Source organism: Sulfolobus acidocaldarius DSM 639, from assembly GCF_000012285.1.
Taxonomy (GTDB): Archaea; Thermoproteota; Thermoprotei_A; order Sulfolobales; family Sulfolobaceae; genus Sulfolobus; species Sulfolobus acidocaldarius.
On record NC_007181.1, the window covers coordinates 2,199,841 to 2,225,959 of the forward strand.

Annotated in this window: 18 protein-coding genes and 2 tRNA genes; 8 read left to right on the top strand and 12 right to left on the bottom strand. The window is 36.7% G+C overall.

The genetic code is table 11. From position 1 onward, the window contains the following. Positions 1-56 precede the first annotated feature (56 nt). Entirely contained in the window at positions 57-4,331 is a 4,275-nt protein-coding gene (slaA, locus tag SACI_RS11390) for an S-layer protein SlaA (protein WP_011279138.1), read from the bottom strand. 720 nt (positions 4,332-5,051) lie between these two features. On the opposite strand from slaA, the gene SACI_RS11910 reads away from it, so the two are divergent. Beyond that, a complete protein-coding gene (locus tag SACI_RS11910; RefSeq protein ID WP_011279139.1) occupies positions 5,052-6,992 on the top strand; it encodes a hypothetical protein in 1,941 nt (646 codons plus the stop codon). A gap of 230 nt (positions 6,993-7,222) precedes the next feature. On the opposite strand, the gene SACI_RS11400 is transcribed toward SACI_RS11910, so the two are convergent. Next, positions 7,223-7,651: a PaREP1 family protein gene (locus SACI_RS11400; RefSeq protein WP_015385809.1), complete on the bottom strand. Its 429-nt coding sequence runs from the start codon at positions 7,649-7,651 to the stop codon at positions 7,223-7,225. 287 nt (positions 7,652-7,938) lie between these two features. On the opposite strand from SACI_RS11400, the gene SACI_RS11405 reads away from it, so the two are divergent. Then, a tRNA-Ala gene (locus SACI_RS11405) sits at positions 7,939-8,012 on the top strand. A gap of 325 nt (positions 8,013-8,337) precedes the next feature. Here SACI_RS11405 and SACI_RS11410 read toward each other — a convergent pair. After that, on the bottom strand, positions 8,338-9,036 hold the full coding sequence (locus SACI_RS11410) for a helix-turn-helix domain-containing protein (RefSeq protein ID WP_011279141.1): 699 nt from the start codon (positions 9,034-9,036) through the stop codon (positions 8,338-8,340). Between the two features lie 37 nt (positions 9,037-9,073). Between SACI_RS11410 and SACI_RS11415 the strand changes: the two genes are divergently transcribed. Then, positions 9,074-9,149 (top strand) — tRNA-Pro (locus SACI_RS11415). A gap of 180 nt (positions 9,150-9,329) precedes the next feature. Here the strand turns inward: SACI_RS11415 and SACI_RS11420 are convergent. Further along, positions 9,330-9,680 (bottom strand): nascent polypeptide-associated complex protein, encoded by a 351-nt coding sequence (locus tag SACI_RS11420; protein WP_011279142.1) that lies wholly within the window; start codon positions 9,678-9,680, stop codon positions 9,330-9,332. Between the two features lie 46 nt (positions 9,681-9,726). Between SACI_RS11420 and SACI_RS11425 the strand changes: the two genes are divergently transcribed. After that, positions 9,727-10,995, top strand: coding sequence for an MBL fold metallo-hydrolase (locus SACI_RS11425; RefSeq protein ID WP_011279143.1), 1,269 nt, complete (start codon positions 9,727-9,729; stop codon positions 10,993-10,995). Then, positions 10,992-12,155 (top strand): threonyl-tRNA synthetase editing domain-containing protein, encoded by a 1,164-nt coding sequence (locus tag SACI_RS11430; protein ID WP_011279144.1) that lies wholly within the window; start codon positions 10,992-10,994, stop codon positions 12,153-12,155. Before SACI_RS11425 ends, SACI_RS11430 begins: the two co-directional genes overlap by 4 nt. On the opposite strand, the gene glmS is transcribed toward SACI_RS11430, so the two are convergent. After that, positions 12,142-13,914 carry a glutamine--fructose-6-phosphate transaminase (isomerizing) gene (gene glmS, locus SACI_RS11435; protein ID WP_011279145.1) on the bottom strand — a complete coding sequence of 591 codons (1,773 nt, stop codon included), beginning with the start codon at positions 13,912-13,914 and terminating at the stop codon, positions 12,142-12,144. The two genes, SACI_RS11430 and glmS, sit on opposite strands and share 14 nt — an antisense overlap. Before the next feature lie 22 nt (positions 13,915-13,936). Next, complete coding sequence (mvk, locus tag SACI_RS11440) at positions 13,937-14,881, bottom strand: mevalonate kinase (protein ID WP_011279146.1); 945 nt, start codon at positions 14,879-14,881, stop codon at positions 13,937-13,939. A gap of 27 nt (positions 14,882-14,908) precedes the next feature. Here mvk and SACI_RS11445 point away from each other — a divergent pair, with 27 nt between their 5' ends. After that, complete coding sequence (locus SACI_RS11445; protein ID WP_011279147.1) at positions 14,909-15,979, top strand: sugar phosphate nucleotidyltransferase; 1,071 nt, start codon at positions 14,909-14,911, stop codon at positions 15,977-15,979. A gap of 18 nt (positions 15,980-15,997) precedes the next feature. Here SACI_RS11445 and SACI_RS11450 read toward each other — a convergent pair whose 3' ends face one another. From SACI_RS11450 to SACI_RS11465, 4 genes are all read right to left on the bottom strand, one after another. Continuing rightward, positions 15,998-16,345, bottom strand: a complete 348-nt coding sequence (locus tag SACI_RS11450; protein ID WP_011279148.1) for a hypothetical protein — start codon at positions 16,343-16,345, stop codon at positions 15,998-16,000. A gap of 138 nt (positions 16,346-16,483) precedes the next feature. Then, positions 16,484-17,266: a hypothetical protein gene (locus tag SACI_RS11455; protein ID WP_015385810.1), complete on the bottom strand. Its 783-nt coding sequence runs from the start codon at positions 17,264-17,266 to the stop codon at positions 16,484-16,486. 127 nt (positions 17,267-17,393) lie between these two features. Next, complete coding sequence (asd, locus tag SACI_RS11460) at positions 17,394-18,458, bottom strand: aspartate-semialdehyde dehydrogenase (protein ID WP_011279150.1); 1,065 nt, start codon at positions 18,456-18,458, stop codon at positions 17,394-17,396. Between the two features lie 319 nt (positions 18,459-18,777). Then, positions 18,778-19,515, bottom strand: a complete 738-nt coding sequence (locus SACI_RS11465) for a class I SAM-dependent methyltransferase (protein WP_011279151.1) — start codon at positions 19,513-19,515, stop codon at positions 18,778-18,780. Between the two features lie 112 nt (positions 19,516-19,627). Here SACI_RS11465 and SACI_RS11470 point away from each other — a divergent pair, with 112 nt between their 5' ends. After that, the gene (locus SACI_RS11470) at positions 19,628-20,554 is read left to right on the top strand and encodes an ornithine cyclodeaminase family protein (RefSeq protein ID WP_011279152.1); all 927 of its coding nucleotides are present in this window, start codon (positions 19,628-19,630) and stop codon (positions 20,552-20,554) included. Here SACI_RS11470 and SACI_RS11475 read toward each other — a convergent pair. Both SACI_RS11475 and SACI_RS11480 read right to left on the bottom strand, forming a co-directional pair. Continuing rightward, the gene (locus SACI_RS11475; protein WP_048054438.1) at positions 20,541-21,071 is read right to left on the bottom strand and encodes a cob(I)yrinic acid a,c-diamide adenosyltransferase; all 531 of its coding nucleotides are present in this window, start codon (positions 21,069-21,071) and stop codon (positions 20,541-20,543) included. The two genes, SACI_RS11470 and SACI_RS11475, sit on opposite strands and share 14 nt — an antisense overlap. A 127-nt stretch (positions 21,072-21,198) precedes the next feature. Next, positions 21,199-24,423 (bottom strand): S53 family peptidase, encoded by a 3,225-nt coding sequence (locus tag SACI_RS11480; RefSeq protein ID WP_011279154.1) that lies wholly within the window; start codon positions 24,421-24,423, stop codon positions 21,199-21,201. A 138-nt stretch (positions 24,424-24,561) separates the two neighbouring features. Here SACI_RS11480 and SACI_RS11485 point away from each other — a divergent pair, with 138 nt between their 5' ends. Beyond that, complete coding sequence (locus SACI_RS11485) at positions 24,562-25,788, top strand: NADP-dependent isocitrate dehydrogenase (RefSeq protein WP_015385811.1); 1,227 nt, start codon at positions 24,562-24,564, stop codon at positions 25,786-25,788. Positions 25,789-26,119 lie beyond the last annotated feature (331 nt).

Below are 26,119 nucleotides of genomic sequence, written 5' to 3' on the forward strand. Positions count from 1 at the left end.
TATGTTATAAATTGAGAAAAATTTAAAAAAGGATTTACTTAAAAACATTTTTCCCATCATTGAGTTAATGTTACGTTTGTGAATATTAATTGTGCTGGATATTCAGATAGCACTGGACCGCCTGCAAATGGTACTGCGCTTAATACTATAACATATTTACCAGCAGGTAAGTTAGATATTCCCTGTAATTGTACATACACTAGTAAGTTTGGTACACTAGTGCCTATACCTAATGCTGGATAGGCTCTTACAGCAGAGTAAGAGAAGTACACTGGTGCAGCAGTTGGACTTCCAGTATGTACATTGAACTGGGAGGCTTCATAGACGAAAGCCTGTATCTGGAATTCTTGTGGATATGGTAATATGCTAGTTACATATATCTTCAAAACTTGCTGCTGTGGAGTAATTACTATAGAGCCATTATACTCATACTTCAGCTTTGGAGCATTTGGTAGTGGAACTTGAGCAGGAACCTGGAATGGAGCTAACCTAATTGGAGTGAAGTTCTCAGCAGTTATTGGAACTTGAGTAGTTGAAGTTCCTACACCGTCAGAGACAGTTATAATTGCAGTAGCATTAGCACCTATAGCCGAACCAGTATAGGTTACAAATGGTAATAGGAACAAGCCAGCTGGTCCTAAAGAGTATGCCTTACCGTTCAAAACAATTGCTAAACTACCATTGGTGTAAACTGCAAATGAAGTCTTAGTTAACGAACTAGGTATTTGGACAACAGTATTGTTTGGAACTATAGTAAATTGTAAACTTCCAGTAAATGTGCCATTACCCGCAGCTAGTTCAGTTAATGTGGGCAATACGTTTCCAGATAATGTTGCAACAGTCTGTCCATATATGTTAGTTATTACAGTCTGTCCACTGGTGGAATTATAGTAAACAGAGGCTTTTCCACCTAATCCAACTACAGTAATATTCACTGTACTTAATGATAATATAGCGCTTGGATTAGTTTTAGCAAACTGTAAATCACTGTAGGTCATGAAAGGCTGCTTTACGACATTTTCAGCTATGAACCATGGTGGGGCAAAAGTTATGTTACCTGTGTATGGATAAGCAGTTAGTAAGAACTCTACGACACCAGCACCCTTGGCTACTAAGCTTAATGTCGATAGAGCAACCAACTTTGTTGTTGCTGTTAGAGTTTCGCCAGTTACGTAATCATGGTAAGTTACACTTAATATGCTATTATTCAACTGCTGTACATTTAGATTTAGTAATTTCTCTAATCCGGTTATACTTATTCCAAACTGGAATGTACCATTGCATGCCTGCAATTCTTGTCCAACTAGCTGTGGGAATAAAGTCTGCATATTGCTGGTCGTTAGAGGTATAACTACAGTAGTACCATTACTCAATGTTACTGAGATACTCTTTATGAAACCTAGGTACTGCTGGACTGCAGATACACCAAATAACACGTAGTTGGGTGAATTCCATAGTGAAGTACCATTTGTGCCTAGTCCTATATAGGTTGGTAATGGGCTACCGTAGTAGGGTTCACTCAAGTACAGTGGTACACTTAGCTGGTATAATGGAGTTGTGGAAGATGGGAAGTATAAGTTTGCAGTTACATTAGGTACACTAACTGTTTTGAATACTTTATACTGTCCTGTTGAGTAGAAGTAATGTAAAACAGCGTAGTCTGTTGTTGTATATGTCAATTTGATATTTGAACCGACAAAGCTTCCATTTGGAACTACATATATTAGAGTGTTCTGAGACGCGACATATAATCCATTAATCATATTATTACCTACCGTAGCACCATCTATTTTGTAAGTAATGTATATGTTCAAATTATAGTTAGGAGTTGCCATACCTGGTAAAGGTGATGGTACTTGAGCTGCACTTGGTAATAGATACATAAATCCAGGGCTTGAAGTAGATGATGGTAATGAAGCAGAAACTGGGGAGGCAACTATTGATAAACCACCCATCAATACGGGCATTCCATTAACAGTCTGTATGAAGTAATAATTATCAGTTGGGTTATTATCAGCGTACTGGGATAGATAGTTGGTATTGCCTGTCAATGCTACAGGAGAGAATGGACCGGATTGGGCAGTATAAGTGAACGTTGTCACTGCAGCACCCTTATTGAAGTTGCTATAACCAAACACACCAGATGGGTTATATACACTGCTTCCTGGGAATATTACAGCACCTGTTATATTCATATTACCATACTTTAATGGCAATGAGGATGTAGTAAAGCTTCCAGATGGATATGGATCTAAGACTGCATCAGGATCATATATTGTCACGGTAACATAGTTGTTTGGACAGATGAAGTTCTGATAATTATATGGTGCTGTCGAAATACTTGGAGGTATAACGATTCCATAGAAGTAACCTAGATTTACACTTAATTTATTGTTGACGGTGTCGTAAGCAGACACTGTTACGCTAGTTAAGTTACCCCACAATCCAAAGTCAACTAAGGCTATATAAGATGTGGATGGAACAGTGAAGAATTCTAACTGTAGTGGTGATGTACCAGTCTCTGTCGCTGGTACTGATGGCGCTAATAAAGTTAAACCAAACGGAGCTAGTGTGGTAACCTCGGTCAAATTATTATTCATGACTTGCATTGGCTCCTGAGAACCAGCAAAGGATAATACGTAGTCAGAAGTCTTGTTATAAAGTGCGCCTATCACATAAGCCATAGCTGTAGTACCATTTATTGCAGCATAACCTGGAGTTACAATAATTCCATTAAAACTATATTGTGTTAGAGGTATATTCTCATAAGTTAAGGTTGCATTAGTTAATAGATTTACTGTGGCAGATGCAGAAGTTGCAGTTAATTTTCCTTGGGCAGTTATAGTCGAAGAACCAGTTATACTAATCTCAGATGGTGGTGTACTTAATATTGCAGTGGAATAATAAGGCGACTGTGTAGTTGAGACATTAATACCTTCATATGCAACGGCTTTCAATAATATCTGAGATACGTAATTGGTTAAAGTCGGGGTAGAGCCAACAGTTATTTGGACAGTGTAAGGAGTACTGTACCAATTACCTGTTAGTGTAATTGTTGTTCCAGCTGGACCACCTATCTCATATACTGGTAAGGTATATTTGTTAGAACTTGTAGTAACAGTTACACCCTGTGGTAAGAAATTAGTAGAGCTTGGATATTCGACTACTAATTTAGTGACATATTCAACTGGAGTTGTTGAGTTTGTACTCCCTACTACTAGTAAGTATACGTAGAACTTCTTGCCATTTATAGTGAAATTACCTGATGGATTTATAGTTAGTGCACCTGCAGTTAATTGAGTGCTGTTAGATATTATACCTAAGAAACTCTCGTAACCATTAGAGAATTTATATGATAAGTAGGTAAAGCTTGTAGGTAAATTGTTTATAGATGCAATCCATGCTAATTGAGCCATATTTATTGTTAGTGGACCAGGTACTGAGTAGTTCAGCTGGAATGTGAATGGAACTGAACCAGACGCATATGTATCAATTAATGTTGTATTGATTAGAGCTCTTCCCCATATTACAGGATGATAGTATGCTTCAGATGATAATGAACCTAAGTTACCATTTACTTGCATTGGGTTATATAATCCAGCCTGGTATGGACTGTTAGAGAATATGAATGGTGCATATAATATTACAGGTACTGTAGAACCACTGAAGCTTTGACCACCTAGTGTAAAGGAAGTCAATGTCCCAGAAACTACTCCTTCTTGCATGTTTGTATTAGCTTGTGTTGTATAACTGTTATAACTTGTCAAGACTGGATTGGTTCCTAAAATTTGTTGACCAGTAGAAGTGTCAATTAAACTACCAAAAGGAGTTGAGCTAACTGAAGTAACTTGCGCACCAGTCTCGTCATATGGTTGAGCAGTTAGTAGACCTGGTAAATATTTAGATAGGTAGCTTAATGGTATATTAACAGAGGTCGTAGTATATGGATATAGGAAACTAACTACAACAAACACTACTTTATCTACAGAATCATAATATGCGTTGTAACCACTGGTTGGGAATCTAACCGTCACTGAACCCGTTGTAGCACCTGTCTGAGCGTTTTCTGTTTTAGCATTTATTTGAATGTTGGATACTACTGTGGATATTACGTTTGTGACATTTGAACTAGAGACTTGGATGTTGGACACATTTACTACAAATAATACTAATCCGGAAGCTGGAGCTCCGGAACCTGTTAATAGGTAAGCCTGTATTCCGCCTGCAGACACTGGTGGAGTTAGTGCTGTCGTTGTTATTGCTGGAGCTATTCCAATTAATATTGAAGCTAGGAATAGAGAGGATACAAGAAGACCTACGAGTTTATTCATACTTTTCACTTTCAAGGAAAAACATCAGGGAAAATAGTTTAAAAACTCTTTTATACACATGTATACAATAGTATATGTGTTAAAATCTATGTTATAATTATTTTAAATCTATTTTAGAAGAGTTATAAATTCTATGTTATAAGCGTCCACTTAGGGTAAGCTAGATAATTCAGAAACCAAGTGAAAGAACACCCTTTAGACTTCCAAATTCCCTTCGAAATTGATTAACCATATAGCTAATAGGGCATATAAAGAAGAGGCTTAGATTCCTTAGACATTTACCGATATTTAAAATAGATAAAATATTCAGTCAAGTCTATTATATCACTATATTCCTAATCAACGTTAACTTTTCCATTAGAAAATATTTTTAGTTGTGTAATTTCCACAGCCAAAAGAGAATTAAGTACAGACGGAGTGTAAAATTTATGGTGGAACTGACTACATAATGGATAAATGAAATCCACTAGTAAATACCTCGGCGAGATAAAGTACTATTAGTTTGCTGTATATTTCAGTTTTTTATAACACCTTTTATTTTATAAATTTCTAGCTATCTTCTATAACCTTAGCTAAATCCCTTTATAAATATCAAGGACTATAACATTCTTTTGTAACTACATACTAAATTTACTCTAGTATATCGAAACTCATGTTTTCATATACCAATGTAGTCATCGGAGAAATTTTATTTACTCAGTTTGTTACTGTAGTGTCAACATGAAAACCGTAAAAAGTGTAAGTATTGTAGGTCTAATACTCCTCTCCTTATGCCTGAATACATTCCTATTCACCTCACAGACTACTGCTGGTAATCAGACAACGAATTCTAACGCGGGAGTCTATATTGCACCAAATAATCTGTTAAACCCATTAGCCTCCTCTCCACCCACTATTCCAGTGTTTACCACAACAAACCAGGCAACATTTACTTTTTATGTAATAAATAGTAGAAGTACTCAAGCTACCATTCCAGTCTATGTAGATTCCTCCCTTTATACAACTCTCACTCTACCACCATACTCGTACAAACCAATTTCACTTCAACTAAGCACCGGTTTGCACACAATTTCTGCTAATAGCGAGACAGTTAATGTAAATGTCACAACTGTTCAGAACGCGATTAATGGTATTATGTACTTAAATGGCACACCAACTTTAATTACTATCAACGCTAATCCTGGAAAGGTCTACAGTCTCTTCTATTCCTACTCACCACAAGTCCAAAACCTTAGCTTGATCTCTCAAGGGTTCATAACCAACTTAGCAAATAACTACTGGGAGACCTCTTACGTTTTTCCAAGCCCAGGTAATAAGTTGTTAATAATAGTACCACAGAATATATCTCAGGGGCTTTACTACGCATATTATTACTCTGTCTTCGCAGGGTTTGTAAACGGTACAGAAATTCCTAACTCTTATGTCTACGGTATAGTACTTATTAACGTGAGTTATGGCATACCTTCTTCATTACCATCTCCAGTTAAATACTTTGGACAAGGAGGAATAAGCGCATTTGTTGAGAATATATCAGGAAATACTTATCTACAAATAAACTATCCGTTCTCTTTCCAGAATGTATATAACGTAACTGTATTGACTAACGGAAAAGAACAGACATACATACTCACTAACACCTCAGGAGGTAATTATGTAATTTTAGGAACCCCCTACAGTCCCTCAGTCTATGGTACAAATACTCAGTGGAGCTATTCCAACAGCTCAATAATGCTAAAATTACCTCAGTTCAGTAGTGGAATAGTTAAAGTCACAGGACCTTATGGTAATGCCGTAGTTAACTTGAGTGAATCTAGTAAGATTAGCTTGGTTACTACTACCCTTAAAGTGGTCTCCGTGAATGGCTCTCCAATTCAAGGGGCTACAATAGATGTATATAACATGACCACCAAGTCCCTTATTACTACTTTGCAGACAAATTCAACAGGTTTAACTGCTCTTCAATTACCGCAGGGTACTCAAGTGGAAATATATGTTAAAGCAAACGGCTATTTATCAAATTCAACAGTACTCAACGTTACACAACAGGGAGAACTGACAATATACTTAAAGCCCATAGTCGTGAGCATTACTCCATCAGTGGTTTTAGTTAATGGCACACAAACCTCACTGGTCTTAACCAAAACAGGTTATGAGTTGGCAAAGAACATTACAGTTGGTTCAACAATAGAGTTTAACTTTACTGTAAAAGTTAGCGGAATGGTTATGAACAACGTCTCAGTAACTGCGTATATTAATGGTAATATGGTAACAGTTGAGTCATTAGGTAATGGTAACTACTCTGTAGTATTCAAACCTACCAACACGGGAACATATAATTTAACATTAGTTGCAAACTATAATGGAGTGAGCAACAGAACAATGATAGAATTTTACACACATCAATTGCCTGTAACCACTGGAACCAGTACATCAACTAGTACAACAACTAGTACGACGACTTCTACTACAACTAGCTCAACCAGTAGTACAACAACTAGCAGTGCCACAACAACAACTTCCACTTCAACTATTACTACTACTCCACAGAGTAGTTCCACAAAACCTTCAACGAGTTCAGGATTTCCCGTGATTCCAGTAATAATAGTGGTAATAATAGTAATTGTAATTGTAGCAATCATACTCTTGATAAGGAGAAGATAAGGGAAGGACAGGTATTAATAAAAAATTTTTTATCGATTGTATTTTTATGTTCAGAAGTTTTCCTTATCAGCTTTACTTGTGGACTAACTTCAGATATCAGCTCAACTAGAAACAGCTTGCAGTGGACTCGACATGTTTAGCTATTCATATAGGTTTAACAGGATAAGATACTAGTTATGGATAACTTTGTATGTTGTAAGTAATGAACAATTTTGTATACACTTGGTGGTTTAATCAGTAGCTATTATTCTACTTAGTTTTTTAACGTGATTAACATAGAACAATAATTCATGCCTATTTAATCTGGTTTCATGAAACCCTTCCACATGAAGTATCCAGGCGGATTTCCAGATGTCACTCAAATCTTTATAGTATAACGAAAGCTGCTTTACAGCTAAGAAGAGTAAATCCGCCCTCCACCTGTCAATCTTTCTAAGGTCTTTGAGAACAGGAATTTGATGTTTTATCGCTAGAAGTTTTATTGCCTCCTCAGCAGCCTTATAATACTTCTCAGAAGCCTGAACCAAATCACCCAAACCTAAAAACTCATCCCCTTCCCTCAAATACACTTCAGCAGCAGTTTCTACTAGCATCAAGTTATCATATTCAAATGAAAATTTAGGAACATTATAAGAAAGCCCTAAAGAGGACAAGCCCATTTTCAACCTTTATCGATGTGAGTACATAAATTACACGACTAATTAGAACTAACTTCTTACCTAAAAACCAAACCTTAGTAAGTCTCTGTAACTGAACACTAGGATAAGGAGGGAGAGTTCTTTTTCAGAACTTCAAAAGTTGGTAAAATCAAGAGATGACTTTTTACGTTGTAATATTCTAGATATTATGCGAATATACTTTTCAATTATTTGGAAGCTAATTGCCATTATCGCTATACGTCTAATACGAAAAAATTAAATTGGGTAGGAGTCATATTAGATTTCATGGGCCGGTAGCTCAGCCTGGAAGAGTGCTTGGCTCGCACCCAAGAGGTCCCGGGTTCAAATCCCGGCCGGTCCACATTTATTAAATGTGTGTATTGAAACCTACATGTATACCTTTTCTATGATAATAAGGAATAATTTAATATTGCAGAATGCGTAAATAGAGTTACTAATTTAATAAGATGTATAAATATGGATTCTTAATTTTATTTAGAATTTATTAAGTTTATTATCTAGTATATCACAGATTTCCAATTTTTCATATTATACATTTCATTGTAGAATGGAAAACACACTAAGTTGTTTATTGGTACTTTGGGTAAAAAGATGCTTATCATGCTAATCTAAGTGAGGTCTGTTTCTATCCAAAATAGTAACTTTGTTTACTCTAAATTCCCTCCTCATTTATTTAACCTCCTTATTCTTTCCTTTAGATCCTCTACGTTCTTTAGCGTAGATATTATTATGGTTATGTTGTCTCTCTCAGCTAACATCAGCGATAGTGGATCTATTCTCACGGGTCTATGAAAAACAACTATGGATGGCTTAATAGGGGCAATTTTAAGTGCGATCATCGGTGATCTTCCAGTACTTACACTGGTGAAAATTACCACTCTACCTATCATGAAATTAAGTAGTTGATAAAATTCAAGTCCCTTTAGGCTTGTTATTGCCTTTATACTATCTGTGATTAACCAGCCGAAGACACTGGTCTCAGGGATTGAGGAGTTGGGTAATATGCCATCGACTGCCATTACAATGTCGTCTATAGACACAGGAGAATTATAATCTCCTAAATCGTCTATGAAAGGAAGCATTAAGGTGTAACCTTTAATTAACTCGTTTATTACATTGTAACCTCTTTCAATATCTATATTAACAAGAGCTAAAACGAACCTTTTAACAAATTCAACTCCGGGTTTTCTTCGACCCTTCTCGTAATCGGCTATTACTGATTGGGATATACCTAGATATCTAGCCAACTCACCCTGAGAAACATGAAAAATATCTCTCCATTTTCTCATTGAGGAACCTGGATTATCACTGAATCCAATATCCCCTACGATCCTCTTTGCCAACGATTCAATAATGTAGTCCACAGAAAAATCTATTAATTATGTGAAAAATAAATTAGTGGGGCCCGTGGTCTAGCTAGGATTAGGATGCGGCGTTCGGGTCGCCGTGGTCCCGGGTTCAAATCCCGGCGGGCCCAAACTACAAAGTCTTAAGTTGATTTTTGAACCGTCAAGTGACGGTTGACGATTCTGACAGTTGTAACTAGTTGGATTAGATTTTAGAAAATTTTAGAATTATATGTAAGAATGAGCTTCAAGGAATAAACAAAAACTAAAGAGATACTAACCAAATATTAAACGGGCAAATACTAAAATAACTACTTGTTTTCTCCCTCAGTTAACGCAAGGATGGCTTTTGCTATATCTCCATTAGATTTCTCCAGTGCTTCCCTAGCCTCCTTCTCACTCTTACCTGTCTGCTCCATTATGAACTTCACGTCCTCCTCCTTAATCTCAACCTTTTGCTGTTGTTTACTCTCTTCTCTGGCACTCCCCATTACACTAAATACTTCCTGTCCTTGAGCTAACATCTTAACTACTACAGGGTTATCTATAACTAGTATCTTATCCTGGAGTTCTATTGTAACCTTTACTGCATTCAATTGCTCGGTTTTCAACCCAAGCATTCTCTCTAAGTCCTTCATCTGCTTAGGATTGAATTTTGGCACATAATATATTACTTAACTCAAACTTAATAGTTTGGCGGTTGAATTAATGCCTATGGATTCAGTGAAGATACTGGGCGGAGGAAGAGAAGTAGGGAGGGCAGCCATTGAAGTAAGTAAAGGGGACTCAGCCATAATTTTAGATTACGGTGTAAACTTTGATCAGAACGATAATCCTAACCTCCCTTTGCAGGAAACGCCAAATAGAGTAAAAGGTTTCGTAGTCTCACATTCACATCTTGATCACGTCGGGTCTTTGCCCCTATACCAAATATCGGGCAGTTATCCAGTGTTTGGAACCATGATGACCAAATTGATCACAGAGTTAATGTTAAAGGACTTCCTCAAACTTTCTGGTGCTAGACTTCCCTTTGAATGGATGGAAGTAAAGAGAACAATGGATAATTTCAGGACAGTGAACTATTACCAGGAATTTGAGATAGACACTTTTAAGGTGGAACTCGGAAACGCTGGTCATATTCCGGGAAGTTCCATGATCAAGGTGAAAACAGATAAACATAACATTGTTTACACAGGAGACACAAATGTCATTAACACGAAGTTAGTAGGTCCAGCAGATCTCAACTTCCTATCAGATGCAGATGTGCTTGTAATCGAGAGCACTTATGGAAAATACAACCACCCGAAGAGGGAAGAAGTGGAGGAGGAGTTTTATAATTCTGTTAGGGAGGTAGTTGAAGGAGGAGGGGTTGTGCTTGTACCATCATTTAGTCTAGCAAGGAGCCAAGAAATTTTAGCTCTATTAGCAGATAAGAAATTCGATTACCCCGTTTATTATGACGGCATGGTTAAGGAAATAACCGAGTTGATGATACAGAACCCTGAGTTTATCAATAATTATGACGCTTTAAAGAGAGCACATAAATTCTACCGTTATGTAAATGGGTGGAATGATAGGAACAAGGCAATAAAGGGTGAAGGTGCAATAGTGAGTAGTGCAGGCATGTTGAAGGGTGGTCCAGCAGTCTACTACTTCAAGAAGATAGCTGAAAGTCCTAGAAATGGGGTATTCTTAGTGAGTTATCAGGCTGAGAACACTCCCGGAAGAAGGTTATTGGAGACAGGAAAGTTTGATGAATATTCCCCCATGCTCAAGGCGAGGTTCCAGATCTTTGATTTCTCAAGCCATGCCGGTAAATCCCAATTGTTGGAGATGATTAAAAGTTCGAAGAAATTAGAGAAAGTTATCCTAGTTCATGGAGACCCCTCTAGCAGTTCAGCACTTGCAAACGAAATAAAGGAGAAGATAGGTGTTGATGTAGAAGTACCGGAAAACGGTAAGGAGATTAACCTATGATAATTCTTCTAATTCATGCCTCAAAATTCTCTTTTTCAATAAAAGACAAGGCGATAAGAGAACCTGAGGAGCCTACAATTCCCTCATTAGAAAAGGAAAATGTATTGGTGGCTTTCACAACAGTTGAAAAAGGTGATGACGAGAAAATAATAGAGAGGGCAGTAAAAGAAATAGGTAAAGTCTTTAGTGACGTAAAGGCTTCTAGTATAATTATTTACCCATATGCCCATTTATCTGATAACCTGGAGAAACCAGACATAGCTATAAAAATACTGAGACAGCTAGAAGAGGAGACAAAGAAAGTCACCATGGAAGTGAGTAGGGCACCTTTTGGTTGGTATAAGCAATTTTACATTAACTGTTACGGTCATCCGTTAAGTGAATTAAGTAAGAGAATAAGACATGAAGAGGATTATGAGAAAAGCGAGGAGATAAAGGTTTGTGAAAAATTTGGCTTTCCGAGCTCTCCACATAGTGTATTTATGAGAAATGCTACCATTGAATACTTAAAGAATCTGGTTAAACCTAATTTTATAACTGAAGGAGATGGAATTCCTGAGGAAGGAGAGTTCAGGATAATTTACTCTTCCACTCAAGGACGAAGATTACCTTGTGTAAATGAGGAGCCAAAGATTAAGGTAAGGATAAAAAACGGGGTAGATGGTATAATAGAAAAATTTGAGGACTCAAAGAACTCATATGTTATAGTAAACAGGACTAAGGATTATGTGGAGATAGATGTTAATTTACTAACCTACTATTTCCTCTATAACGCTAGTACTAAGGCTCCACCTATGTTGCCTTTATGGATGAACCCAATCCAAGTGAGAATCTTGCCTGTTAAAAGTGATTACCTACAGGACGCATTCAAGATAGCTAGCTACATTAAAGCGAGGGTAGATGTTGACGACATAAATGATAACCTTGGCTCAAAAATAGCCAGAGCTGGAAAGGAATGGATACCCTTCGTAGTTCTACTTGGGGAGAGGGAAGTTAAGACAGGTTCGTTAACAATAAAGCTAAGGGAAAAGAATGAACAGAGAAGTTACACCATAGATGAGTTAAATGAGGAGATAAAGAGGGGAGATCCATTAATGTTGCCATCTACACTGCCATTGCAACTCTCGAAGAGAAGTAAGAAAAACGTTACTCTACAGTAACAGTTTTAGCTAAATTTCTAGGTTTATCTGGATTTAGTCCTTTACTTACAGAGGCATAATATGCAATTAACTGAAGTACAACTGAAATTGATAGAGCAGGAAATTGAATAGAGTCCAAATATATTTCGACATCACTTTCACTTATTTTCTTGTTTGCACTAATCACATAGGCTTTCGCGCCTCTAGCTTTCATCTCTATAACGTTATTTCTAAGCAGATCAGTGATTTCACCATCGTTTATTGCCACAATTGGAAAGCCTTTATCTACTAGTGATATGGGACCATGTTTACTCTCACCTGCAGGATATGCCTCAGCATGAACATACGCGACTTCCTTTATTTTCAGTGCCCCTTCCATAGCTAATGGTAAAGACATTCCTCTACCTAAGTAGTATATACTAGTCTTCTTGGATAACTCCTCTCCGATAAGTTTTGCATAACCCTCTACGCTAGATATAACCCTTTCAACCTCCGTGTCTGCTCCCCTGAATTTATTAGTATTGTCCCTCCTTAATCTAGAGTATATAAAGAGGAGAGAAATCAGCTGTGTTATAAATGTCTTCGTTGCAGCTACACTTATCTCAGGACCTGCCCTCATATAGATTTTGTAATTACTTTCTCTCGCTAAAGCACTTTCTATAACATTAGTTAGAGATACTATTCTAGCTCCTTCCTCTTTAAACTTTCTAACTGCCTGAAGTAGATCTAAAGTTTCTCCGCTCTGACTAATAGCAAATATTAAGTCATCCTTCTTAGCCTTGAAATTATAATACTCTGAGGCTATCAACGGAAAACTATTCATTCCTTCCCTACTCAATAAGAGGGAAAAATACAATCCTGCGTGATAACTCGTACCAGCGCCTACTACTACAATCCTTCCTGAACTCTTCATTTCTGCTATAATTTTGTCTATTAAGTCGAGGTCAGAAATTAGACTGTCTACTGTATCTCTGATTGATTTTGGTGATTCGTGTATTTCCTTAATCATGAAATGTGGATATCCTTCTTTAGAGGCAGTTTCCACATCCCAGTCAATGACCCTTACTCTATCTGATAGATCCACCGGATTACCGTCCTTGTCTTCTATAAAGACATTAGATGTTGTGATAAAACCGAGTTCTCCATCCTTGATAACTAAAATCCTCTTTGTGTATGAGAGAAAAGCAGGAATGTCACTGGCTATATAATTTTCCTTCTCTCCAAGACCAATAACTAATGGATTGTCCCTCTTGGCAAAGAATATTCTCTTTTCTCCATGAATAACAGCTAAAACTGCATAACTTCCCTCTAAAGTCTTAATTGAATTCCTGAACGCACTATAAGCATCCATACCTCTTTTCATGAATTCCTCAATTAAGTGGGGAATTATTTCTGTATCCGTATCACTTTTGAATACATGTCCTAGTGTCTGAAGCTCTTCTCTCAATTCCTTATAATTCTTTATTGTACCATTATGGATTACAGCTATCTTACCTGAACAGTCTACATGAGGATGAGCGTTATAGTCTGTAGGAGGACCGTGGGTCGCCCATCTCGTGTGACCTAAAAATATGTAACCAGACATCTCACTGACTTTCTTTTTACTAATGACCTCCTCTACAGTTCCCTTAGCCTTCCTTACCTCCAGCTTATTATTATCAAGCGACGCAACGCCTACACTGTCATATCCTCTATACTCCAGTCTCTTTAATGCGGAGATAACTTTGTCAGCGATCTTCTTATCTTCCTTTGAGGATACTATTCCGATTATTCCGCACACAAGAATTTCTCTACGCTAACTACTAAATTAACTTTATCATAACTCCATTGAACGAGGGATTGGCGTTTATCAGTTTTCCTCCCATGGCTTTGATCAGAAATTCCGCTTGCTCACTCTTAGTACAGACCACAGCTCCTCCTCCACCACCACCACTGACCTTACACCCTTTAACACCTGCTATCCTTGCAGTTGAGACAATTTGATCTATTACGGGGACAGTAATGCCTATTGAAAACAGAAGACCATGGTTAATGTACATTAATTCTCCCAATTCGTCTTCATCGTTCTTAGCAATAGCATTTTTTGCCTCAGTGGTAACTTGCTCTATCACATTTAATACAGATTCGAATAACTGGGGTTTGGATTCCTTGAGTTTTTTAACTCTCTTTAACATGTCTGCAGTGGTTGCTATTCTCCTAAAATAGCCTGAGGAAAAGTTCATGTTTGCATCTAATTTCTCAACTTCTTTACCCCCTTTCTTAACTAGGATAAACCCGCCAAAAGTCTCTGTATGTGTGTCCATAATGCTAGCCAATCCTTGAACCCTTAACTCGATCTCATGAGATATTTTAGCTATTTGCTCTCTAGATAGTTTATGACCTAAAAGCGTGGAGTAGGCAGAGACCATACCTACTACTACACCTGCGCTAGTGCCTAACCCAACAGATGGATCCACTGGTGACTCAATATCAATACTGACTTTTTTCTCTGCACCAAAGTAATTTATAGTCTCAGTTATGTAAGCTAAAACTCTCTTCACGTTCTCGTTTTCCACTTTATATTCATGCAGATCAACTTTGACACCAGTGAGTTCTAAAGTGTTCGATGTAACATAAAACCTTTCACTTTCTTTAATTCTTATCTTCAAATATTCTGATATAGTATACGCTATAGCAGGTCTACCATAAACTACAGCATGCTCTCCAAATAAGGTCAATTTGAGAGGAACCGATGCTTCAACTATCATTATTTAACCGTAATGAGATTTACTCATATGCAAGCTATAATTCTTGCCGGTGGCAAAGGTGAAGGGTTGCTACCATATACTGAGAGAGTGCAAAAGGAAACCATTAATATACTTGGTAAAATGATCCTTTCCTATTCTATTTCAGGCTTGAAAAAAGCGGGAATAAATGATTTCGTTGTGGTGACTACTGATCGAGGTAAAAAGTTAATTGAAGATGAACTAGAAAAACTAAACGTGAGCTTTGAAGTAATAAATCAACATAGGGAAGGTATCAGTGGAGCTATAAAGGATGGATTAGAAAAATCAGATGACGATAATATAGTAATAGCTTTTGGAGATATTGTTGCACCAGAAGAATTTTACGTGAATCTAGTTAATGCGTTTTCCGTTTCAGGTTCCGAGATAGTTATACCGCTAGTACCTGTGAGTAAAGGAATCCAAACCTATGGACTAGCAAAGATAACCACTGAGGGATTAGAAGTAGTAAAAGAGGGATCAACTTTAGCTCTTGCAGGAGCATACATAATAAAGAATGAGACATTTGAGGATTTCATAGATTACCTTAATCAACGCAAAAGTAAGATAAAGTACTTTATATGGAGTGGGGATTGGTTTGACATAGGTTACCCTGAAGATATTATCGGTGCTTTGGAAGCCCTATTAAGCAAGCACGAAACTGTTATATCAAGCTCTAGTGAGATATCAAAAACAGCTATTATAGGAAAGAAGGTTATAATCGATAATAACGCAGTTATAGATGATTATGCTGTTGTTAAGGGACCAGCTTACATTGGTGAGAACGCATACATAGGGAACTTTTCACTTGTGAGAGATTACAGCTCGGTGGAGAGAGGTGCAAAAGTAGGAGCCTACTGTGAGATAGTTCATTCCTCGATACAACCTGGAGCTGAAATAGGTTCAAAGAGTTACCTTACATACAGTATAATAGGGAGTAATTCTAAGATAGGATCCAATGTTATAATGTCAAGCTACCCAGCGAATGTAATAAGAGGGAGAGTTGAAAAGTTAGGTGCTTTAGTATCACCTGATAAGGAGGTTGAGCACGGTAGCATACTACGACCTGGAACTAAAATTTAAACAACTGTAGACCAAAAATCATAACACGTCTGTTATTATTCCCATCCATCTACCTTCTTCATAAAGCATATATTCAACTTCTAATGTTAGTCTTTTCTCTCCGTGTTTTGTCTTTACTTTGATGGGATAAATGAAGTAATAAACGTCTCCTTCAACTTCCTTTTTAGCTCTCTCCGGAAATTCAATCTCGTACCCATAAGATAGTGCTACTTGTTCTAGTTTAGAAGTCAGCCTAGCCAGTATATCCTTTAGGGACTCACCGTATATCGGTTCCATAGAAAGCGACTTTAATTCTTTCTTAAAGGCTATTATACTCTCTCTACTTACCCTCTTCTTCCTTGTTTTTTGTTGTTTATTCTTCTCCACACTTAATTCATCAAAAATAATCGTTTAAAAAGGTAATCGCAAAATGTTTCTAATCAGTTTTACCTAATAGATTAAATCTGATTATTTTCTAGATAAAATTAGATATTTTGTTATTACTTATTATGTGTTAGATTTATGTTAGAAATATGATAATTTCTTTTTCATCTGATCCACTAATTCATTTAGTTGCGATGCTAATTCAGGATCAGGGTTTCTAATGGAATTTAATGTATTACTTATTCCATTCGAGAGTAACGACCTATCAAAATAGAGGGATCTTGAAGCTAAAAGATAGAGTAGTTTTATCTTTTCAGACTCCACAAATTCATCAAACTTATTTTCCAATATCATAGCCTTTAATGCCTTGCCCCTTGAAACAGTCTTAATCCAACTCTTACTACTCTTTAATTTCTCCATGAACTCACTATCATATGCTATATCCTCTAGTATGTCCTTAATATCTAAGCTAATCTCTGCCTTCCTCTTATCTACTAAATCGATAATCATGTCCTTGAGTAGACTATAATTAACTCCCAACTCTTCCTTTTCTGGATAGATAGTTAAACCTAATGATGTAGCCTCCTTTTTTATCTCTGAAAATACGTTATCAATATCCTGCGAAATTACCCTAGAGTTTAAAGGTAGACCTGTAAGTGACGAGGAAACGGCGTGAAGTATATGAACATCTAATGTAACAAAAAGGGAGATAACCTTGTCTATCATTTCAGGTTGTGATCTCTGTAACCAAGCCAAAAATGGCTTTCTCACGTACTTCCTAGGCCATGAGTCTAATTCATATAAAATTGGTGATTTTGCATATGATATACTTACGTAATATCCTCCGTTAATCCTCTTATATGCTTGTATAACTAAATCTCTATCAATACCTGAATTAACAGCTAATGTGATAAAATCCAACACTTATCTACCTCAGACCTGGCCACTTTCTTCATTAAATCAGAAAAGAATGTGCTCATCAACATATAAAAGGATTCATATATCCAATAAAAAATTATTACTACTTTGATTTGAGGTATATAAGACGAAATTAATCCATATAACCCTTCTCCACCAGGAATTCTGTTGCTAGTATACCCCCACCTGCAGCTCCTCTGACAGTATTATGAATCAGAGAAGCAAACCTTATAGCCCTCCTATTAACTTGCGAAAGTCTTCCAACGACTACACTCATACCCGGAATTTCTCCAGCCCATCTGTCGAAGTAAACTTGAGGTCTTGAATCCTCATTAGTTAGGATTATAGGCTTAGATGGAGCTGTAGGTAGTTTTAAGTTCTGTGGTTCTCCCTTAAAGTTATCCATAGCCTCCCTTACTTTCTCCACGTTAACATCTTCCTTAAACGTAACATAGATTATCTCATAATGACCGTGAATAGTGGCTACCCTATGTGTTGTAGCAGAGAGAGTAACATCATTACCGCTATCGTTCACGTTCCTCTTAGTTTCTGATAGAACTCTATGTACCTCTTTAATTAACTTATTATCATAATTTTCCCCAAGAACCTTTATATTATCAATAATGTCTAATGAGGCTACGCCAGGATATCCTTCACCTGATACAGCTTGCATAGTCGTTATGAAAACACTATCTACCTTAAAGTTCTGATAAATTGGTGCCAAAGGCAAAAGCACTCCTTGAGCAGCACATAATGGTGTTGTAACTATAAACCCCTTCCAATCCCTTTTCTTTCTCTGTTCATCTATTAATGTTATCGTATGAGGATTAATTTCTGGTATCAATAATGGAATATCAGGCTCAAATCTGTGATCTGGCGAGTCACTTATCACTTTGAACCCATGTTTAGCAAACTCCTCCTCTACAGGTCCTGCAGCTCCAGCAGGTAATGGAGAAAAAACTAAGTCTACATCGTCCATTAACTTAGGATCAGTTGGCTTTATCTCCATATTTGCAACTTCCTTCGGAATTTGACCAATTGTCTGCCATCTTACCACTTCACCGTATGGCTTACCTACTGAACCTTTGCCTGCTAGATATGCCACTTTTATATATGGATGATTTGCCAACATCCTCACGTATTCTATACCTACCAATCCTGTTGAACCAAGTATTGCAGCTTTGAGAACCCTTCTCATACTATATATTACTGTTTAATATAATATAAACTTTTTGAACAATGCTGACATATAGAGTGATTAATTAACGTATTATAATGATAAATTACAATAATGATAAACTTATTAGAAAATTTATAAAATATTTAGAGAAATAAAGTGGAGGTATTTGAAATCTGTTGAGATATCTCATGTTAATTCTTGATATAGATTATTGTGTTTATGCTGTATGTTCAGTAAAATTAGGGATAGTTCAAGATATATCTCTACCTCTAGAAATTAGATTCAATCATTAAGACAAATGAGAGATAATGCATTAACAATAAAATATAATTAGAAATTAAATTGGCTTTGCGATTATTGCCATTTGTGGATCAGTAACTTCGAATCTCTTCCATGAATATCCACTTAAAACCTCCAGTATTTCAAATCCAGACTTTGTTAATAATCTAACTATTTCATGTAAACTGTAAAGTCTCTGCGAAAATGTTATTCTCTCTATCTCTTTTCCATCCTTTAAATAAGACCTGGTGACTTTCAACCTTGAGGAGAAAGGATCAAAATCATTTTTATCAATAATCACATAGGGCGGAACGTAAGAGTGTACTACCTCTGGTTTGTTATAAATAGCATAGTCCCTATTCTCCAAGTTAACAATAAGTAGACCACCCTGTTTTAAAACTGCTCTGAATTCATTCAATATCCTTAAATCGTCTTCCTCCTCATAATAACCCAGACTATTGAAAATATTTAGAATAATGTCGAATTTATCTCTTATTAAAGTTGAGAGATGTCTCATGTCCCCCTTGATAAAGTTACCTTTTTTAACTCTCTCCTTCGCCGTGTTAATCATCTTTTCTGATATATCAATTCCGCTTACGTTGTAGTTCAATTTAGTGAGATAGTAACTGACTCTACCAATTCCACAAGGTACATCAAGAATATTTCTCGCATCAATCTTATATTTCTTAACTACTTCGTCTATCCATTTAGCCCACTTTTCTCCTTCTTCCCATATCTTCAGCATCTCGTTAATGTAAAGATCAGACTCAAATATCTTAATCCAATAATCTTCCATTAGATATTCATATGGCTGAATGAAAAAATAAAACTACCTATCTTACGCTAAACGATTTCCAATAAACTTGAGGTAATATTTAATATATTTGTAGAATAATCAAGTATCAACAATGCTCGTACTGAATAAAACTCAGTTAGAGGAAATTCTTGACGCCGAAACAGCAGTAAATGCAGTCAAAGAAGCTTTTTCACTATATTCATCAAGGAGAGTGGTCCAACCACAAAGACAAGTACTGAGCGTTAAGGGAAACTGGTGGGGAATCATGCCGTCTTACACTGATCTCTCTCTTGCAGTAAAGATAGTCAACGTAATACCATCAAATAAGGAAAGAAATATACCGAGTGTGCAAGGAGTAGTTATATTAATGTCCCCAGATACAGGCGAGACATTAGCCATACTAGATGGTTTAGTCCTTACAGCAATTAGGACTTCGTCCGCGAGTATTTTATCAGCAGAGCTAGCCATGAACACAAGAACAATAGGAACTTTAGGTATAATAGGAGCCGGTACCGAAGCCCGTTACCACCTAAAATTAGGCTTAAGTTATTTCAAAGTTGGTAGGGTGTTGATTTCAGCAAGGAGAAATCATTATTTATTAGCTAAAGAATTCGGTGCTGAGGCTGTAGAGCTAGAAAAAGTGCTAAGGGAAGCCGATGTTATATTTTCCACAACTTCTTCATCCTCACCCGTGATTTTAGGTAAATACTTGAGAGACGATTTCCACATCTCCAGTATAGGTGCACATACACCTGAGTCAAGGGAAATAGATGATGATACTATAAGAAAGATTGAGACATATATGGTGGATTCTGTTGAGGCTGTAGCGAATGAAACAGGAGATTATATTCAGCCTGTAAATAGTGGCGTTCTCAGGAAGGAAAAGGTTATTGAAATTGGTGAGGTAATCAATAGAGGTTTAAATGTCAAAAGACCATCATTGTTCAAGACCGTAGGAATAGCCTCTGAAGACAATTTAACCGCATATATGGCATATAAGGTTGCCCTAAAAAAGGGAATAGGGATTAATGTCGAATAGACTTTCTCCATAAAACGTTTGGATTATTGGTTTTCTTGTTGACATAAAGAGCTAATATAAACAGCAACGTCGAGAGTCTATTCAGGTATTTTTCATGAATCTGCTTGGCTCTGTTAGTCTTCAATAACCTTACTATACTTCGTTCTGCCCTCCTACAGATAGCCCTTGAGAGATGAAGAGATGATGAGGCAATATGACCACCAGGAAGAACAAAGTTCTTTATAGGCTCTAAGGTTTTGGAGTACTCTTCAATTAATTTTTCCACATGTTTCACTTTTTCCTCGTCAAAGTTCATCTCAAATCCAGCGATTTCAGATGAAAGCTCAAAGATATCAAACTGTACAGCCTCCAATACTTCTTTAATATCTGGATATAAACTTATAACAACTCCTAAAGAGGAGTTCAATTCGTCTAAATCACCCAAAGCCACAACTAAGTCCTCGTCTTTCCATACTTCGCCCCCTGAAGGTAGTCTAGTTTTACCACTATCACCACTCCCAGTATACCACATAATAATTAGATTTACTGTGATAGACTTTATATCATTTGCCTTCCAACCTAAAGCTAACCCTTCTGAGGCAATTTCATAAAACAAAGGAAAAAATTAAACTTAACTTTCCAGGACTTTTGATTTTCTTAGTGTACTAAATCTTCTTATTTCTCTCGAGGACTAGTAGCACAATCAAAGGAATTAATGAAATAATTGATGCTATCGCCTCAATGGTCAAAGCCGAAATACCGGTCTGCGAGCCATTATTCAATGGAGCAGAGGTAAAGGTCACTAAGTTCTGTCCCTGGTATGTGCTAACATTTGCATATGTAAACACTTTTGAATTTAGAAGAGAAAGGTTGTATACTTCAGTATTTATCAGAACTATAGATGAGTTTATAGCCGTGAGATTCTTCACTACTGAATTCATAAGAACAACGTGCTCGTTCTTAAAGAATGCATTTTCTATGTATAGACCTACAGCGTTAGTACCATTAAAGAATTTCACATAAACGTAGGGCATCACCGTCAACTCCAGTCCACTGGAACTCGGAAAAGCCTCTAATGTGGAGTAGTCAACCGAAGTATTCACAGGGACTACACTCCCATCAGCAGATATACCAACTATATATACATACCATAAACCTGATATCAAGTTATATGGAAGACCTGAACTCTGGGATGGAATTGTGAAATCACCTATCCAGTAGCTCCCGTTAAAATGAAGAGGTACAATGTAGTATATACCAGAAGAGGGGTTACCAATAGAGTATGATGGTGTAAGTATAGCAGAAAATGATCCTAGAGTTACCTTCGAATCGTTTATGCTATTCTGTATTAAAGCTCTTACTTGTATTGTCTCGTTTTCAAAAGCCACACTATTAACATAACTTAAGACGCTCAGTCCGTTATTGCTAACATATATTTGTGTATAACCAACTCCAAATGAGCTATAACTCCCGTTACTATACTTGGCTATAGCCTCTACAGTATAATATCCAGATGAGAGGTTTAGAGGAACTTGTATTTTACTGATATAGTAGGAAGAGGATGATATTGGAACTGCATTAACATTAGTGCTGTAATAGGTTAATCCGTTCTTAATGAAATTAACAGTTATGTTAGGATACCCTAAGCCTAATTCATAAATATATAATGTTAAACTTCCCCCAACATATGCACTGATAGGCTCAGCCAATGTGTTTGGCAATAATATTGGAATTACGTAAAATCCCAACACAAACTCGTCTAGCCCAATAGCATTATTTACAGTAAGAACCCAGACTCCTCCAAAATTATTAAAACTTGAGAAGTTGAGGTATCCTTCCAGTAAGTTTTCCGTTGCATTAACCCTTATACCTAATTGTGAAGTATTGACAATTTTCTGATTTACTAAATTAATTGTAAAAGCCTTTGCCAAGTGTCCGGTAAGTTGATTTTCATTATAAACTTCTAGGGAAAAGCCCCTTGCAGATGAAATTGGTGTTCCGTTAGGATATGTTATCAGTGCTATCACAGGAATGTTTCCAGGAATTGGATAAACTGCAACTAATGGGAATAGAAATATAGCCTGATATCCATATATTACATACGAGAACCCATAAAGACCATTGTAGCTTGCTACAATCTCGTATATCCCAGATCTGGTATAATTGAAATATCCAACATAATAGCTACCGTTATAAGATAACGTAATGGATGAGACAATGTTAGTTCCATTAAATACGTTGGCATATATGTCTAAAGGCATCTGTTGCCCACTAACTCCTGTTAACTGAGCTATAACCTTGACTTTTTCTCCTGGGACTGCAGTGAAATTCTGTAAACCTAGAGCTAAAGATGACTTTGGTATACTAATTAATTTAATGAAATATCCTGCGTTTATGTAGCCTAAACCTGTTACCAGATTGTAAGAGGAGTTTGCAGTATATCCGCCATTATAACCAAAACTAATCTTTCCTAGTGCTGGAGTGTTAGATATATTGTATATTAGTGGATTTATGAACCCTAGCCGACCTTTTACTTGAACAGTTAGTGCTAGGATACCAGATACTATCGGAGATGCCACAGACGTACCGCCTACAATTACAGTTTCATTGTTTACATAAACGACCTTAACTCCAGTATAGGGATCAGCTAAAGCTGCTACATCAGGGACTTTTCTAAAGCCTGATAATGACTGATAATATGGTGATGGAAACAGTGAGCTGTATCCGCCTGTACTACTACCTAAAATACTTTGTCCACTCCATGCTGTCTGATAGGTTTGGTTATAAGAGGCAAACAGACTAGTTCCGCCTACAGCTAACACATAGGGAATTGACGCTGGAACCAACTGGGATCCCATAGGACTAAGATAGAAGTTATATCCTGTAGCTCCAGCATCTCCACTTGAAGCCACAAAGGTTATCCCTAAAGCCTCACCCAACCAGTATTCATACATTATCGACTGTAGATATGAAAGAGGAAGCTCACCTGTTAGAAAGTAAATTTCAGGTATCCCAAAACTTTGAGAGAGAACTGCAACTTGATTATCTTGAACTATATTGGCTAAAATTTCAGGAAGGGCTAGGTTAGAATTTGCAACATATAGCACAATCCCTGCACTGGGAGCTATGGAATGGGCGTACTCAACATCTAATGAGGCTTCCAGTGCCCAGCCTGATTGTATACCATCATTAGGGTTATAGGGACCTATAGGAACAATATCCAAAAATGGAGGAGAGGTTATATTGTATAACTGGTCAAAAGTACTAAGTTCTTGTTGTATGTAAGGATTACCGTCAAAGACTAGGATTCCTATATTTACTCCTTTTCCTGTTATACCATTATCCAGTAAATATGAAACATTATACGCTGTTCTAATATCATTTGGCGTACTAATGGAGTAGCCCTGTAGTTGCTCTTGGGTCAGATTTATCATATTCATGGGTTTTTCAACAAGCGTATTTGTTATATTACTAGATATTACTAAACCGGGTATGCCACTTCCCGAGAGAAAATAGTAGACCGTTTTGCCTAGGAATCTTGTAATGATATATTGACCTTTAAACAGTTTCTCAACTAGATAGGGAGATGCTTGAAAAGATATGACATTGAGAGTTACGTTGGGCTGTATCCCGTTGTCCTTAAGTAGATCTACCAACTGCGAGATCTTGTTAGACGGTATAAATAGTGAATATAACTCATCTTCGTTCAGGACTTTATGTTGCTGTATATAAATTTGTAATAATTCAAGGTTTTTAGGTGGGACGACTATACTGACACTAACATAACTAGGTAAAGCGTTAGTCGTTTGACTATAGTTGGTAGGATAACCTAAGTATAAGCCCAAACCTGACGATAAGATAATCAATAAAACTAGGAAATAGGATATCATTGATGTGTTGTAAAAACGTAGTTATATAAACTTTATCGAGTTTTCTTCACACATACTTTGAGACTGAAAAATAAGGGATTAGTCATGATAAACTACATCTAAAAGATTAAAAGGATATGCGTTGAACTATTGGTCATGTTGTACAAAGAACCTCAAGATGGGGAGCCAATAAAGTTTGAAAAGGGAAAATGGGTAGTACCAAATAAACCAATAATTCTATATATAGAGGGAGACGGAATAGGACCTGAAATTACTAATTCAGCTATCAGAGTAGTGAATAAGGCTGTAGAGAAAGCTTATAAAAGTTCTAGAGAGATCAAATGGTTAGAAGTGTATGCAGGAGAGAAAGCAAACAAGATTACGGGAGATAGATTCCCGAAAGAGACACAGGACATGCTATTAAAGTACAGGGTTGTATTAAAGGGACCTTTAGAAACTCCCATAGGAAAAGGATGGAAATCCATAAATGTTGCAATAAGATTGATGCTTGACCTCTACGCAAACATAAGACCAGTTAAGTATATTGAAGGGCTTGAAAGCCCACTTAAACATCCAGAAAAAGTGGATATGATTATATTTAGGGAAAATACAGACGACCTTTACAGGGGCATAGAATTTCCCTATGATAGCGAAGAGGCAAAGAAAATAAGAAAATTCCTTAGAGAGGAATTAAAGGTCGATATTGAAGATGATACAGGAATAGGACTAAAGGTTATGAGTAAGTTTAAAACCCAGAGAATTACCAGGCTTGCATTAAACTACGCTCTTCAGAACTCGAGAAAGAAAGTCACTGTAATGCATAAAGGAAATGTAATGAAATATACCGAAGGATCCTTCAGGGAATGGGCATATGAAGTAGCACTAAATGAATACAGAGATAAGATTGTGACTGAGGAGGAAATTAACCGGGGGGTTAATTCGGAAGGAAAGGTTATACTTAATGATAGGATAGCGGATAACATGCTTCAACAAATAATCATTAGACCTGATGAGTACGATATAATACTTGCCCCTAACGTAAATGGTGATTACATATCAGATGCTGCTGGAGCATTAATCGGAAACATAGGAATGCTAGGAGGTGCCAACATTGGAGATACAGGAGGAATGTTTGAAGCTATACATGGTACAGCGCCAAAATATGCAGGCAAGAATGTGGCAAATCCTACAGGAATAATAAAATCATGTGAATTAATGTTATACTTTATGGGATGGAGTGAAGCAGCTAGACTAATAGAGAAAGCTATTAATGAATCCATTAAACAAAAGAAAGTCACCCAGGATATAGCGAGATACCTAGGTATCACACCTCTAGGAACAAAGGAATATACTGACACACTTGTGCAAATAATGGACTCCTTCTGATTAGAGTATATTTCTTTTGTTTCATCTTATTTTTTTCCCTAACCTTAAAATACACACAGTATATTTCAATTGATTTCAGTGAAACACGAAATCTACACCAGCTTTTCCCTCTTCATCTATATACAAAACTTTAATTTGCGTATATATTTGAAGTTCGATGGAAACGGGTGAAATTCACACTCTGTGTCTCTGATAATTATACAATACGATAAGTTGGTATTATATACTCGATTTTTTACATACAAAAAATATAGTGTAACATGAAATTATTACATCTGTGAGAAAATAGGGAACTTTATCACTAGAAACAAAAGAAATATACTGCAAAACC